At 58.5% G+C, this 14,705-nt stretch carries 16 protein-coding genes and 1 pseudogene; 3 read left to right on the forward strand and 14 right to left on the reverse strand.

Features of this window, described 5'->3' with window-relative positions; translation table 11 throughout:
- From G369_RS36110 to G369_RS38670, 14 genes and pseudogenes are all read right to left on the reverse strand, one after another.
- A partial coding sequence (locus G369_RS36110; RefSeq protein ID WP_038115483.1) for an Imm6 family immunity protein occupies positions 1–410 on the reverse strand: 410 nt, incomplete at its 3' end.
- 144 nt (positions 411–554) lie between these two features.
- Positions 555–797: a hypothetical protein gene (locus tag G369_RS0121400; protein WP_019656082.1), complete on the reverse strand. Its 243-nt coding sequence runs from the start codon at positions 795–797 to the stop codon at positions 555–557.
- A gap of 169 nt (positions 798–966) precedes the next feature.
- Entirely contained in the window at positions 967–1,716 is a 750-nt protein-coding gene (locus tag G369_RS38660) for a hypothetical protein (RefSeq protein WP_157773750.1), read from the reverse strand.
- 130 nt (positions 1,717–1,846) lie between these two features.
- On the reverse strand, positions 1,847–2,107 hold the full coding sequence (locus G369_RS0121410) for a hypothetical protein (RefSeq protein ID WP_019656084.1): 261 nt from the start codon (positions 2,105–2,107) through the stop codon (positions 1,847–1,849).
- A gap of 75 nt (positions 2,108–2,182) precedes the next feature.
- A complete protein-coding gene (locus G369_RS37715; RefSeq protein WP_080647880.1) occupies positions 2,183–2,686 on the reverse strand; it encodes a GNAT family N-acetyltransferase in 504 nt (167 codons plus the stop codon).
- A gap of 241 nt (positions 2,687–2,927) precedes the next feature.
- Positions 2,928–3,371 (reverse strand): hypothetical protein, encoded by a 444-nt coding sequence (locus G369_RS0121415; protein ID WP_019656085.1) that lies wholly within the window; start codon positions 3,369–3,371, stop codon positions 2,928–2,930.
- A 44-nt stretch (positions 3,372–3,415) separates the two neighbouring features.
- Complete coding sequence (locus G369_RS39515; RefSeq protein ID WP_244164367.1) at positions 3,416–3,625, reverse strand: hypothetical protein; 210 nt, start codon at positions 3,623–3,625, stop codon at positions 3,416–3,418.
- Positions 3,626–3,843: 218 nt separating this feature from the next.
- A complete protein-coding gene (locus G369_RS0121420) occupies positions 3,844–4,710 on the reverse strand; it encodes a hypothetical protein (protein WP_019656086.1) in 867 nt (288 codons plus the stop codon).
- Between the two features lie 110 nt (positions 4,711–4,820).
- Positions 4,821–5,129 (reverse strand): hypothetical protein, encoded by a 309-nt coding sequence (locus G369_RS39130; RefSeq protein ID WP_167333972.1) that lies wholly within the window; start codon positions 5,127–5,129, stop codon positions 4,821–4,823.
- An 812-nt stretch (positions 5,130–5,941) separates the two neighbouring features.
- Complete coding sequence (locus tag G369_RS39520; RefSeq protein ID WP_244164368.1) at positions 5,942–6,400, reverse strand: hypothetical protein; 459 nt, start codon at positions 6,398–6,400, stop codon at positions 5,942–5,944.
- A gap of 150 nt (positions 6,401–6,550) precedes the next feature.
- Positions 6,551–7,030 (reverse strand): annotated as a pseudogene (locus G369_RS39840) (TniQ family protein); the annotation flags it as partial.
- The gene (locus G369_RS36115; protein WP_019656088.1) at positions 6,933–7,889 is read right to left on the reverse strand and encodes a TniB family NTP-binding protein; all 957 of its coding nucleotides are present in this window, start codon (positions 7,887–7,889) and stop codon (positions 6,933–6,935) included. The gene G369_RS36115 and the pseudogene G369_RS39840, both read right to left, overlap by 98 nt.
- Complete coding sequence (locus G369_RS36120) at positions 7,886–9,847, reverse strand: integrase catalytic domain-containing protein (RefSeq protein ID WP_019656089.1); 1,962 nt, start codon at positions 9,845–9,847, stop codon at positions 7,886–7,888. The genes G369_RS36115 and G369_RS36120 overlap by 4 nt, the downstream gene beginning before the upstream one ends.
- Positions 9,804–10,484, reverse strand: a complete 681-nt coding sequence (locus G369_RS38670; RefSeq protein WP_157773753.1) for a hypothetical protein — start codon at positions 10,482–10,484, stop codon at positions 9,804–9,806. Before G369_RS38670 ends, G369_RS36120 begins: the two co-directional genes overlap by 44 nt.
- Here G369_RS38670 and G369_RS38675 point away from each other — a divergent pair.
- The 3 genes from G369_RS38675 (at position 10,483) to G369_RS0121445 (ending at position 14,691) form a co-directional block, all read left to right on the forward strand.
- Positions 10,483–10,722, forward strand: coding sequence for a hypothetical protein (locus tag G369_RS38675; protein WP_157773754.1), 240 nt, complete (start codon positions 10,483–10,485; stop codon positions 10,720–10,722). The genes G369_RS38670 and G369_RS38675 overlap by 2 nt on opposite strands.
- Positions 10,723–11,543: 821 nt before the next feature.
- Positions 11,544–13,274, forward strand: coding sequence for an ATP-dependent nuclease (locus G369_RS0121440; RefSeq protein ID WP_019656090.1), 1,731 nt, complete (start codon positions 11,544–11,546; stop codon positions 13,272–13,274).
- On the forward strand, positions 13,264–14,691 hold the full coding sequence (locus G369_RS0121445) for a UvrD-helicase domain-containing protein (protein ID WP_019656091.1): 1,428 nt from the start codon (positions 13,264–13,266) through the stop codon (positions 14,689–14,691). The genes G369_RS0121440 and G369_RS0121445 overlap by 11 nt, the downstream gene beginning before the upstream one ends.
- The last annotated feature ends 14 nt before the right edge of the window (positions 14,692–14,705 follow it).

Consider the following 14,705-nt stretch of genomic DNA (forward strand, 5'->3'; position numbering starts at 1 on the left):
CCTGCGATCCTGGCTCGGCTTTCATCGGACAGCATCGGCGCGATATTCATCAGTGCGTGCCACTCACCCTCACCGAAATTCTCGACGCTCTCGGATGGTGACATGTTCATCTCACGGCACGCCTGTAGAGCGGTCAGGCCAATTACAAGAAAAGCGGCCGTCATCGCGCGGCCCGCATCGCTGTTGGCCTCATACAGGGTCGACCGGAAGGGCAAGTTCGCTTCGCCATCGATGTATTCGCAAATCAGACGAGGGTCAACGTCGCGCCCCTTCACCCATTCCCAAGAGAGTTTTAACCCCTGCGCCAAAAGCACTCTGTCTTCGCCGGTCAGGTCGCTAGCGTCAAGAAGACGGTCTGCGATCAAAAGCCAAAGAGCCAGATTTTTTGGAAGGGTGAAATCGCAATCCATAAATCAATTCTTCTACGAACCAGATTGAATGTCGGCTCTGGGGCGCATTGTCCCAACATGTCGAATAGCCGCTTCTGGCCGATAGCCGATGCGTCACGACGAGCGGGACAGGCGTTGCAGGGGCTGAGGTTGAGATCAACCGTACTACGTCACCTCTCCCCAAATGAAGTCGCCATCGCTATCCCATAGCTCGATCTTGCCGTCGGCCTTTAGATTGCCCCAGATGTAATTGCTGTCCTGATCCCACAATTCAATTTTTCCGCCCGATTGCAGCTTTCCCCATATGTAGTTGCTCTCGCTGTCCCAGATCTCGATGGCTCCGTCCACTTTCAGGTTGCCCCAAAGGTAGTTGCTTTCACTGTCCCAGAGTTCGATCTTCCTCGTCATCTTTCCTCCTATTGAATCAGCTGCTTCATTCCCGGCAATTTACCGCTCGACGCGCACCTCCTCCTGGGCCTAAGACGGGGCTACAGCAAGGTGCCGAGTGCTTGCCGCCAGGCAAACGCCTACTAGAGGCCTGCCCGAACGTCGCGGCACAAAGTGGAAGAAGGCTGCGTTAGTTGTCGCCGGTTTCCGTCTCATCGGTGATGTCAAAGCTTGCGAATATGCAAGCATCCAGCATGCATGGGTAAATGTTGAGCGCGCGCGAGATCTGGTGCAAACAATCTTGCACGAATAGATATACCGCTTCATCAGTCAGCGAAGCACCTGAGGGAACGAAACTTGCACCAAACTCTTTGAGCTTCTTCAGGACCCGGCTGTCCAGCGGCACTTCGTAGCGGGACACTCCTAGCCACTGAATAAAGTTGCGCGACTGCTTCTGTCCCAAACCCGGGTATTTGCTCCCGAGCAGGTAATTGACTACTGCCTTTTCTTTGAGGATAGTTGGATAGGTTCGAAGTGTCTCAAGGTGTATGAGAAGTACAGGCCACTCGCCCGCCTCGAGATTCTCCCAAATTGTCGCGAGGTTGCTCGCAATCGTAGGAGCCCGCCGGAGTCCCGCATTTGTCATTTCCGTCGTCAAGAATTCGCGCAGGGTCTTGGACTTCCGACATTTGGCAAGGTCTAGTGCGAGACTAGTTGAATTCAGGAATCGACTTACCGCCGACCTGGGTCCAGAGCGTTGCTGCGTAGTGACTTGACAGCCAACGAGCGCATGCCAGACGTTCTGCTCTGAGAGGTCGATTCCGATACGCCGAACGTTCAGTTTGTAGCGACGACGAGGTAGGGACTTGCTCCTGTTGTCTCGTACTAATTGCTCCCACTTCGAGAGAGTGACCTCGTCGAACGTCCAGCTTGCGAGCATGTGTAACTCCCTTTGATACCTGATATCGCGCACGCGGCTGACTCCGCACAAGGCCAAGTAGTCCTAGCGAGCGCCTCTTGGGGCCCGAGCACGCGGATGTCGGCGTATGGCCGCATTCTGCCTGCCGGCCTCATTCCCTGAACGCGACCTTTTGAGCGCGTAGGTCCACAAGCAAGACCGTCGACCCGTCAAGCTCGACGCCCCTGTGTACCGACGTGAAGACGGCGGACCAGTGGACCGGCGTCTTTCCCTCACGCTCGCTCAGCACAGGATCAGGCTGGACGTCCAGGAGCGAACCCTCCATTCCGCTGGAGTTTGCGAACTCCACGGCGAGCGCTTTTGCCTGCGAGGCCGCCTCATCCCGAGAGAGGTGCCGAATGAAATTGCTCATGAGCTTTGAAACTGCGGGGTCGCGGTGAAGGTCGGCTTCTGGCCGACCAGTGTCGAAGCACTGCCAGCTGAATTTCTATGGAGCGAGGATTGCCCATCGCTCGTGATCGCGCCAACGCCCGTTGATTTTCAAGTAGCGAGGTGAGTACCCTTCCTGCAGAAAGCCGCAGGCTTTTACAAGCGCGATTGAGGCGACGTTGGTCGGCTGGATGTTGGCCTCCAACCGATGCAACTTGAGGTTTCGGAAAGCAAATCGAACTACTGCTTCTAATCCCTTCCGCATCAGGCCTTGTCTCTCGTGACCGGCGAAAACGTAGTAGCCGAGGTATCCACTTTGGAACGCGCCCCTGACGATATTGGTGATGTTGAAGACGCCGACGAGGCAATCGTCGGCATGCCGGAAAACAAGAAATGCTGCGTTTTCATACGTAGACATTCTTTCTAGGTACGCTCGAAAATGTTCAGGCGTGGATGGCGGCAAGGTCCAAGGGCTGTGAAGGGCTCCACTCTTCTTAACCGAGGCAAGGAACTCGCGCTCGTCAGACGATTTAGGTGGCCGAAGATAAACAGGCTGCCGCATTTCAGGTGTTAGCAATATCTGAGGGAGGCCGCGACATCTTGCCCGATCGAACAAGCATCGCGAATGACCGGTCTTGGCCGCATTGTGCCGGCACGGCGAACGGCCGGTTCTGGCCGACTGTAGCCGGTCGCGACAGCATCGCGAACGGGCCCAAACCGGCTGTGCGGATTTCTCCAAACCTGACCCTCAAATTGGCGCGATGCAAGCGGACTTTGGCTGCGACCGGTGAAGACGGAGGGGCCTACGGTTGGTCTCCAGCCGTCGGGTCTCCCAGCCACCATCGCATGGTGCGCGCGGCAGCAATCTCGCCGTCACTCAGGCCTTCAGTCGCTTGCACAGACGCGAGCGCATCGATTGCTGCCTGCTTCCCAAGCACTCGGGCGAAATACTGGGGAAGTTGCTCGACGCTGAGGTCGTAGCTTGGCAGAGACGCTCGCATGCATTCGACCAAGTCAAATTCCTTGGTCGGCTCTGCTGTATCGAGCAATCTGCCAGCCAGCTCTTGCCGCTGAGACCGAAATTCTTTGGGCGCACTCTCGACGAAGACTGCGAACAGGCCTGCAAAAACCTCGGCGGGTGCACACCGGCTCAGCCGCGACCTGAGAAAAGCAAGTTGCTGGGGGTTGTCCGCTCCGAAGCGGTCTGCCGACTGGAGCACGGCAGCAAGAACCTCATCACGTTTCATTGGCCGCCCTTCAACTTCTGGTTATGGCCGAATTCCGTCTTCGCCTACACATGTCCTAAGTCATCGAGCTGGCGAAGCTCCTCGGCCCCCTCTTCGGACGCCTGAAGGATGTTTCGCAGAATCTGCGGAGTGATTGACCGACCAGCCTCGCTGACAAGAGGTTGATGCCCATAACGCTCCAGAGTTGAAAGAAGCGCACGCGCTTTTGCAAAGACGTCTTCGGTTCGATTGGAAAAAATCTCCTGGTCAAACACGGGCTTTCCGGTGGACAGACGGTCTCGCACGTCGAGGACTCCGAGGTTTGTGATACGCCGAACTTCGCCTACCAACGAGGCGGACGGGTCACACGGAGCTGTAGAAATGGTCACACGGCTCATCTTCGTTGGGAAGTGATAGGGAATGGCTGGTCTTGGCCGAGTCCTGCCACATCAGTGCTCAGGTATAAAGCGTGCCCGCAGTCAGCGCCGCGTGACTATGCAAACTGCGGGACCGATTTGTACACCGCTTCGCATACGCACTTGGCGGCCTCTGTCGAGATGAGACTCCTGTTCCAAACCAGAACCTGTCGCAGCGAGTAATCGAGTGCCCCGTCGTCGTCAGTCCTAAACAGAAACAAGACGGCGTGGACGGTAGCCCTGAAATGCTTGAAGCGCGCCGCAGCAGCTTGAATATGCTTCGGGTAGGCAGGCTTCGGCTCCTGGAACAGGCCAAAGATTTCGCGTCTGTAATGTTTAGGGACCTCGGAATCCCCATAAGTCGCCAACATGCAGTCGTGTTGGTCGACCGTACCCAGCAAGAGGTCCGAGACGCATAGCACGACGATGTTGAAGGTTCCTTTTTCGATCGAGAGGAACTTGATGGGCTTACCTCCCGACTCGACTTTGCTAAGCAAAGTGCTCTGAGCGCGAAAGATCTCGGCTTGCTCGTCGGCACCATCTTTCATTACCTGATAGACGGTTGAAGCTGCGAGTTGCTTTGCGATATCTTCCGCTGTCTTTCGGTCCTGCTGCAGTAAGCGAAGCTCAAAATAGACGGCTTCGCCCGATGGCAGAGTCATCTTGAAATCGATAGAACTGGTCTGTTCGGCTATCTGCTTCGCTTCGTAATCCAGAGGGAATCCCGCAAGCTCAAACTGATAGGCGAAAGTGACTTCCAACAGGAGTGCCAAGAAATTGCTCTTATCGTTTGATTTGGCAATGCCTTTGAGAAGCTGGCCATAGCGGCCAATCTTTTCAAGGTAGTGAAGCTTGGCGAGAAGGCTCTCAACATGTTCAGCCGGCTGCTCCGCGCCCCCGGACGCTTTGATCGCAGCTTCGATGACTTGGCGCTCAAGGGACATATCGAGATTGTGGGTTAGTTTGGAGCGTCCGGTATCGGTCGATCATGCAGGTTGCAGGGTGATTCGACAAAAATATCTGGTCCTCACTAGAGATGAACACGGGCGAGACTTCAACAGGAATCACTCTCTTGTGGGCCAGAGTTCGCTCTCCGTCTGTCAACAGGTTCCATTCTTCCGTCGGGAAACTGCCTGAACACCACTTCATCAATGACCACCGCCTTAGGAAGTCCGAGCCGCTCTTTTTCCGCGGAGAGCTTGGCAAACCGCTCCGCCAGGCGCCGCTTGAACTCAGGCGTCTGCATCAACCGAAGCACCGATCGGGCCATAATGGTCTTCCCTGTAACTGCGATTTCGCTAGCTTGAACGCTCGTGCTTGGGCTTCCAGGCAACACCAGATGGACTAAAGGATTTTGAATCATTGAGAAGGATATATGGGCCTTCGCGTTGATATCTTGGCCCGCTATCTATTGAGGCTTGAGTCGCCAATGCTTGCCTCGCCCCATCCGCAGTCAAATGGTCTGCACGCATCGGCAGCGCCCCCATCCTTGCGAGTCGTTTCAAGTTCGATAGAGGTTTCTCCGCCTGATTATCTATACGCACTACGCCCTGACGGAGAGCGGCCAGCGTAGCTCGCCCATTTTTCAACAGCATCCAATCCCATTCGGACAGGGGCAAGTCATGAAGAGCAACCGCCTTCGCAGCTACCAACGCCCCTTCACACCATTGACATTTACTCAAATACGCGACACCTGATTTTTTTATCCCTGCGCAGACCATGTCGAAAGGCAGGACAACAGGTCGCCGGCAATGCGGGCAAGCGTCTTCCAGCAAACAATGATGAAGTGGGCAGAAGCGCCAAGGAATGAAACGGCAATGAATCTCAAAGCAACTCTCACGTCGTGTCGCCAGACAGCGCGGGCAAAACCGAGAGCGCGGCCATCCCTCTCGAGTCGTAAGCAACAGGCTGGGACCTATCGTCCCGAGGCCTTTGAGACGACCGAAAACATTGACGGCAAACGAAAACTGCTTTGATACACCACAGTGCGCGAGGACTCTTCGTCCGGCGCCCGAAGTGATTGCCAAGTCGAAATCGCGAACATCAGGAAGGTCCAGATGAGCCAGGAAGGCAACGACGGTCTCACCTTGCGAAAGCGCGGCGCGGGTCACCCAAGAAGCAGGGGACTCGAACGGAAGGGGCTCCGGCAAGCCAATCATGCCGTGCGGCAGCTGCTTAGCCTTCAACACGATCAAAGAGCTCCAGTTGCCCTTTGGCAGGCCTACCGCCGCGCCTCGGACCATGTCGAAGAGGATCCGATGCCCCGCCATCCAGCATTTTCAACAGCTGTCGAGCGGTCTCTTGATCGGCCGCTTCGACACCCTGTTTCGCCAGCCGCAACAAGCCGGGCTCGTAAACCAGCAGGCGCAACGTCTGGATTTCTTCGCTGAGTTGCCCAAGCATCGAGCCCACGCGAGCCAAGCCTCGCTCGACGATCACGGCCATCTCGTCCGGACTTGGTACTTCCACAGCGCGCGCCGAAGACATCCGCTCTCCGGGCCTGCTCAGCACACCAAAGGCATGGATCAGACGGGATGCACCATCAGGACTGATGTGATTGAGCCAGCTTGGCAGCGCGCAAGTACGCACTCCTGCGACCACTGCCGCGCTGTTGCGCTCCAGGCGGCCCTTCATGGCGCTGCACCAAGCCAGAATCCGGGCTGAGGGCCTGGCCGATGCCGCGGAGCGCCGAAGATATCGCCCGCAACAGCAAATTTCTACGGCGGGACGCTGCCATGACAAGGCGATCCCACAATGCGGGCACCGGTCTATCAGCATCGTCTGGTGGACTGGGCATGCAGGAGCAGCTGCGACCTCCCATTCCGCCTTGCAGGACATGCTTTCCTGCAAGCACTCCGGGCACACCTGAGCATGTTTGACTCTCAGCGAAGCGACGGAACCCCAGTCCCAACCAAGAAAGGAGTATCGTCTTCGTCGATCCACATGCCGCCGGTACTTCAGGCGTGTTATCAACCACTCTGGCGAAACGCCAGCCAGGAAAGCGAATGCTTCCGCGTCACGGGTCGTCATCCAGCGAATCGACTGCGCGCCCGCGTAGTTGGCAAGTTCAGAAAGCGTTACCCCGTTGGCATGGGAACACCTCAGAAGAAAGCCCAGACCGGATTCGCCTTCGCGGGCTGAAACGGCCACCGGAAGGGGTTGGAGGTCATTCAGCATACGGATTTCCCAAGCTGGCATGCTTCCCGTAGACGCGATCGAAGGCCGTCCGCAAATGCTCCGCACCAATCTGAGGAAAACCGCCATCAGCGGCAATCAATACTGCTTCCGTCACTAGACGCTTGAACGCGCGCAGGTTGCCAGCAGTAGCTTTCTGCATCCGCACGGCTTCGTCCTTCTCGGCAAGCAAGCTGAGATCAATTCCCTTGCTCTGTCTCACGAACGCCCTGATGAAACCTTGCCACATGGATCCGGCCTCAAATGACTGGAGCAAGTGACGCGCGCTGATCCGGCTTGCAAGATGGAGATCCACGCCTGTTAGATCAGCAAGTTCCTCTCCCCCAAAGAGGGCAAGTCCCAAAGGCACTTCGTCCATCAACTCCCGAAGGCAGTCGGTGACGTTGTTACCTTCCTCGGTACGGATACGCATCCGAGTCTGCAGCAGCAGGTGGTGAGCCTCATCGACAAACAGCAGACGTGTTCCTTTTTGCTTGAGCGCGTCAATCAATACGTTGCGTTTGACGCCCAGCGTATGCGCGCTGACATTGGGAAAGGGATAACGGATCTGGCGCAGCAAACTGCCGACGAGCTGGCCGACCGTCGGCCGCTTGGAAAGCCGAACCGCCAAAGCGCCATGCCCGGTCTCAAATAGGTTGGAACTCGGCAAGGAGCTACGGAAATACCGGATCAAGGCCGTCTTTCCCGAGCCTGTGGGACCACTCACGACAACTCCCTGTTGTGTCGAGAATTCGCGACTGAGCTGAAACACGCGATCGCAGCTAGCCAAGATGTCCTTGAAGCCGGGGTGACTGACCATGATGCGATCAACCGGTATCGCGGTCGCCAGGGCGTACGACGAGTAGGTGAAAAGCCGCCTTGCGATGGTCTGCCGCTCTTCTTCGTCCGGCCAATCGACATCACTTTCGTCGTTGCCGCGCGCGCTCATCGGGCCTCCAGGTCGAAAGCCTCGAACTCCGGGATCTCGCTTTCTGTCGTGATGTTCTCCACGGGGGGAGGCGCTTGCTGCGGTTCGGTGGGGCAGGATTTCGTGGGTTGCGGAAGTCCCACTGAAGTGACCCCTGCTGCGCGAGCAGCCAACAACGAACTCTTTCGGCTCTTAGGCCGGGTCGCATCCATCCAATGATCGTGGAGCCGCATTCGCGCCTCCCAAAGATCGTCCACCGTCCCTTTGGTACGTAGAACCTCGCGCTCGAATCGCCGAATCGTCCGGTGCTGATTCAACGAGAGCCCGTTCGCATAATCGGTGCGGCGAGACGGACTTTTCACCCATTCGGTCAAGCGCTTGGGATGCTGGATGTACAGATGGCTCATGTCGTCGGGATCCATCTTGCACAGCGTCTTGAAGGGCTTGTCGAATTCGTTCCGCCACGGCTTCAACTCATCCGACCCGTAAGGAACACCTTCGAAAATCACACCGCCTTGAGAGACCGTGTAGTGCTTCGAATGTCCAGTAATGAGACGCAAGTTCTCCATGCTTCCTGGGTAGACAGCCGGCGGACAGCGCTCCAACCCTTGTTGGAAGAGATCCAAGGGCCTCGCCAGCTTTTGCTCGTTGACTTTCAGGGGATGCACCTCTGCGACAAACATCGTGAGCCCTTTGACAAGGTCATCGAAGCTGATCAGGGCATCCTTGTAAGGATCGATTCGAGCCACATTGGCGATCTTCCGATGCACCCGTCCACGCGCCAGCGTCAGGAAGTCGAGCTCGCCGAAAAAACGTTCGACGTGTGGCTTCAACCATGGAGTACGTACCCTGCAATAGGTCACGTCGATCCCGAGCTCCCAGGACATTCGCTTGAAGGCGTTGGAATGAAACTCAAGCCCGTTGTCCAGGACCCATTCATCCGCCAGTCCGTAGGACAGCCAGGGATGCGTCAAGCCAAGTCCTTTCGTCAGCTCGTCTTTCGGCAGGACCGAACTACGCAGCACACCTGAAACGCTGCTCACGCCGGGGCCATAAAAGCTGAGATAGAAGCCGAGCACGTAGTACGAATAGGCATCGAGCGCAACTGTCAACAGTGGTCGTCCAAGCGGCAACCCCGTGCGAGGGCAAACGACAACGTAGTTCAGCGGGGTGTGGTCCACTTCGACTCGCTGAAGGGGATACGCAGCACCAGCACCATCGATGCTCGTTCGACAGACCATCCGCGCTCGCCCATCGCCGTCGCGCGCTGCAATACGGCGATATGCGTCGATGTCTTTGACCCGCCGTGAAAGGGTCGTGAAACTGACCGTCGCTTCTGCTTCCTGCAGCTGCCCATTGCCCACAGCGACCTTCAACTCCCGCCTCAGGCAGTCGTGCGCATGTCGCAGCGAGTGACGATCTCGGGTGAGATAGTTTGCCTCGAGCGTTTCCACGATGAGTTTCTCCACAATCCCGGGGAGGCGACGCTGACTGACTCGAGCCTTGGTCAGGCTCACCAGTGCAACGGGATTCAGCTCTGCCTTTTCATACGCGCGGATCCAGCGCATGACCGCTGACGCTGAAGGCGGGGAAGCGTCTGCGCTGGACTCTGCAACGTGGCGAATGACCCTGGCGATGCGGGAGCGCTGACCTCGGCTCACGTGCGCGGCCCGAATGGCGTGAACATAGCGAAGTCGATACTCGATTTGCTGCTGCCACTCCAGCTTGAGGGCTGACACATCGATCAGTGCAGGCCATCTTTTTTCTTCCGCCTGGCTTGTATCGGCGCTCGCCGGATCAAAGACGACCTTCAGGCGGCCACTCCAGACCCGTCGAACCAACTCGGCCTCACGCATGTTCTGAACTCGACGCGTCAGCACCTCCTCCAGCTGGACAACCCCGTCGGGCAGCACCCGGACGAGTTCCAGGCTACGTTCACCACAACGCAGTGCCAAACCAACTCTCAAGGCGAAATTCATGTGAAGCCTCCAAAGGATTCAATGGAAAGACAAGACTGGAGTCGTCTATGGCAAGCGACCTGGAAACCCGCATCGCACGCGCTGCGATCAGATGCAGGACATCGGCGCGCGATGCGGCGCTTCGTTTCGCCAGCGACCCGATTGCCAAGCCGCGTGGACATTCGCCCACGCAGGCTAGGAGACGAAGACGAGTCGCCGGGTCGATTCCGGATTTGCGGTAACGCAGAACAAGGGCCGCTCGCTCGTGCGCCTTGGCACGCCGAATCGCCCCCTCGTCCAGTACCAGGAAATCTGCTTGGTGTGTTTTCAGTTCGGCACGTGCATAGTCAAAAGCGCCTCGATAACGCTCAACGCGCGCTCCCAGCTTGACCTCGACGACGACACGGCTTCCGTCGGCGTACGTCGCCAGGAAATCCGGGGTGAACCGAGAGCCTGAGGGTTGTTTGAGCTGGAAAGGCTGATGCCGCAGTCGAACGATGCTCGGGCAGAGCGCGGCGCGCAGTACGAAGTCACGTTCAAGGGAAGACTCGCATTCCACCGGTTCTTCGAAGATGCCCGGCAAATTCAGCCGGCGCACGGTTCGAATAGGCGAACGCGAGACCACCCTGCGCGCGGGCGCAGGGAAATCAAAATCCATGGAGTTCTCCAGGCAAAAGAAGACCATCTCGACCTTCAAAAAAGTCGAGGCGATTCTTGACAGGGGAGCTTCGCCGGAAGAAACTGTGGTTGCCGACCGTTGTAGTTTCTTCAACGGGGGAAGCGCCGCCAGCCGAAAGGTTGAGCGGCGTTTTTCTTTACATGGCTACCTCCTCGTTTTTGCGGGAGCCGCGGGGTTCTTCGGACTCAGTCCGTGTGTGGGCCGCACGCTCAGCTGACAGTTCGAGCATGTCAGCGATCTCTTCAGTCCAAGCAAAAATTCCTCGCCGTCCCGGAAGATTGAACGCCAGGAATGGGAGCAGCCCGCGGCCGTGCGCCGCATTGAGCGAGGTTGTCGATCGATAGTGCAGCACCTTGCAAAGGGCGACAGCATCCATCACAGGGCCAAATTCAGACCACAGTCGCTGTTTTAAGCTCGTATGCATGATTCAACCTGGGAATCAAAGATCGAGGGAGTTTTCCTTTCCTTGAATGTTCTCTCAAAATTTCTAGGCTGTCCATGTGATTTGGGCCTAATTTGAGGCATCTACCGGCATGCTGAATATTGGGGCCTTCGGCCACAAAGCTCAAAAAACCACTTTTTCAACGGATATATCGAATTTGGATTATTTTTTCCAACGAATCTCATCGTATATATCAAAAAATTTAGCCGCTAAACTGAATGCCACGAAAGGCCCTCGAAAATCGCATGGCCCATTTCGCTGAGTAAGTTGATAGAAACGCCCGAGGTGGCCAGGAATGGCCGGCCGTGCGTGGGTGATGACACTTGCGGATCGATCGATAAGCAGCGATTGCCGTCGATCCCGGATAAGACGTCGACGGCAGCCTGGTCAGAAGCGGAGGTTGACGCTCGAATCTCGAAAGATGGCTGAAGACTGATTGCGATCACGCCCCTGGGGCCGCTTTGCGATAGACCAAGCTTCCAGTGAGCGTCAAAGGCTCTGGGTCGGTTGGCCTCTGAAGCGGCTGGCGCAGCGAACCAAGCTGGGAGAATAGAACGGATACTTGGTGACATAGTGCATGCGACCTTGGGAGGGACATGGCGCGCATCCGACGGCTGGAAATCCGCAACTTCCGCTCGATCAAGTCGCTCGATTGGGCGCCTTCACCCGGCATCAATTGCCTCATTGGTCCAGGCGACAGTGGCAAGTCGACCATTCTTGACGCCATTGATCTATGTTTGGGCACGCGGCGCAGCATTGCGATCGCCGACACTGACTTCTATGGGCTTGTCGTCACCGAGCCCATCGTAATCACAGTGACGCTGGGTGGCCTGTCCGACGAGCTATTAAGTCTGGAGGCCTACGGCGAGTTTCTGCGAGGGCATGACGCAATGACGGGACAGATCGAGCCGGAACCAAGGGCCGACATCGAGACTGCATTGACGCTACGCCTCGAGATCGGCGCTGACCTGGAACCGTCGTGGCTGCTGTACTCGGAGAGGGCGCAAGAGCAAGGTCTGGAACGTGGGCTCGCCTGGAAACATCGCGCCGCGCTGGCGCCGGCGCGCATCGGCAACTACGCCAGCGCTCACCTGTCCTGGAGCCGCAGCTCTGTGCTCAACCGGCTGACTGATGAACGCCCCGATCTCGGCGCCGAGCTGGCTCGTGCAGCACGGGACGCGAGGACAGGGTTCGGCAACCAGGCGGGAGCCCAACTGGCCGAGACCCTCCAGGTCGTGACGCGTACCGCCACCACCCTGGGCGTGCCCGTCGGCCAGGCCCAGGCGATGCTAGACGCGCACGCGGTTTCCATCGGAGATGGTGCGATCGCGCTGCACAGCGAGATCGGCATCCCACTGCGCTCGCTGGGTACGGGATCTGCACGCCTGCTGATGGCGGGGCTGCAGCGAGAGGCCGCTCAAGCGGCGACCATCGCCCTCGTGGACGAAGTCGAGTTTGGTCTGGAGCCCCATCGGCTCAAGCGCCTGCTCGATTCCCTGGGAGCCAAGGACGCAAACCTGCCCCTGCAGGCATTCATGACGACGCACTCACCGGTTGCGCTGCGCGAGCTCTCCGGCAACCAGCTGTTCATCGTCCGGCGCGAGGGTGATGGCCACGTTGTGCGCCCTACGGGCGCGACCGATCAGGTGCAAAGCATCCTGCGCACAGACCCAGAGGCTTTCCTTGCGAAGTCGATCCTGGTCTGCGAAGGGGCCAGCGAGATCGGACTGGCACGAGGCCTCGACCAATACGGCGTGGAGGATCACAACCGGACGTCGTTCTTCGCGCTCGGCGGCGCGTACGTCAACGCAGGCGGCAGCACACCGGACCAGTGTCTGGAGAAGGCGCTCGTCTTGCGCCGGCTAGGCTACAACGTGACTGCCTTCATTGATGCAGACAAACCGCCGACATCGGCGCTCCTTACGACGCTTGCCACCGAGGGCATCGGCCTCCTCACTTGGCGGGCGGGCCGCGCGTTGGAGGATGAACTGTTCATCAGCATGGCGGACGCAGCGATAGATTCCCTGCTCGGCTACGCTATCGAACGCATTGGCCGAGATGATGTGGCCGAGCATATTCGGTCCAAATCCGAAGGTCAGCAGACCCTCGAAGCCATCGAGGCTGAGAGAGCAGCGCTGGGCAGCTATTCGCCAGCGACACGAGAGCTCCTGGGGCGTGCGGCGCGGGTCAGCAAGAGCGGCTGGTTTAAGTCCGTTTCTGCCTATCAGCACGTCGGCCGCAGGATCGTGGGACCGCAGTGCAACAGCTCGGAGGCCGGATTCCTCGACGTGCTGAACCGGCTGTGGGCATGGACCCATGCCGCCTGAGCTCGACCTGACCGCGGTCGCTCGCGGGTCGGTTACAGCCCCGGCCGGTTGCGGCAAGACGCAGCTCATCGCCGATACCTTAGCGGCGCATACCGGCAGCAAGCCCATCCTGGTCTTGACCCACACCAACGCCGGTGTCGCGGCATTGCGGGCTCGCATGGCCAGAGCGGCCATCCCCAGCTCGGCCTATCGGATCTCGACGATCGACGGCTTCGCGATGCGACTCGCTGGGAAGTTTCCGCTGCGTAGTGGCCTTCCTGCCCAAACGCTGGAACTCGCCAATCCGGGCCAGGACTATCCGGCGATTCGAGAAGCAGCGGCCACCCTGCTGCAGGCTGGACACATCAACGCGCCGCTCCGGGCTACCTACGCAAGGCTCCTAGTCGATGAATACCAGGACTGCAATGCGGCGCAACATCGCCTTGTAGCCTGGGCTGCGCAGACGCTGCCGACGTGCGTGCTCGGTGATCCCATGCAGGCAATCTTCGGGTTCGGCGGCAATCCCCTGGTCAACTGGCAAGTCGATGTCGAGGCGCAGTTTCCCTCAATCGGCATGCTGCAGACACCTTGGCGCTGGCGGCTGGCTGGCACTGAGCAGTTGGGGCAATGGCTGCTGAACGCGCGGGCGCTGCTTCAAGCCGGACAGCCCGTAGACCTGCGGGGAGCGCCGCCTGAAGTGCAATGGGTGCAACTGGCCGCGGCGACGGCCGAAGAGCAGCGTCGGGCCGCCGCAAGGACGCGCGGGCGCAACGCGCAGGACAGCGTGCTCATCATCGGCGACGCGATGAATGTTCGCGGGCGCTACCAGCTGACCAGCCAGACTCCTGGCGCGACGGTTGTGGAGCGCGTCGATCTCGTGGAACTCATCCAGTTCGCACGAGTCTTTGACCCTTCTGGCGCCAATCCGCTGAGGCAAGTGGTCGAGTTTGCCGCGAGCCTAATGACTGGCGTGGGGGCGGCCGGGCTAATGGAGCGCGTGCGCGTTCTGCAGCATGGCAGGCCTCGCAATCCACCGACGCCGATCGAGGCTGCAGCCTTGGCGTTTGCTCAAGGTCCCAGCGTCGCGGAGGCTTCTCGTTTGCTGCAGGCCTTCGCTCGGCAGCCGGGCACTCATGTGTATCGCCCCGAAGTGCTGCGCTGCTGCCAAGCTGCCATGCAGGTCGCCGCTCGTGGGACTGGCACGTTTCACGCAGCAGCACTTGAAGCGCGCGAGCGTCAACGTCATATGAGCCGGCCGGTTGCTCGACGAGCAGTTGGCAGCACCTTGTTGCTCAAAGGACTGGAGGCCGATGTTGCGGTTGTACTTGAGCCACAAGCAATGACGGCTTCACACCTGTATGTTGCGTTGACACGAGGCGCACGGCAAATCGTGGTTTGCTCGCCCACCAGCATGCTTATGCCACGCCCGGGCACTTAAAGCCGCGGGCACCT

Origin of the sequence: Variovorax atrisoli 110B (assembly GCF_000382045.1) — a bacterium.
GTDB classification, from domain to species: domain Bacteria; phylum Pseudomonadota; class Gammaproteobacteria; order Burkholderiales; family Burkholderiaceae_C; genus Variovorax; species Variovorax atrisoli.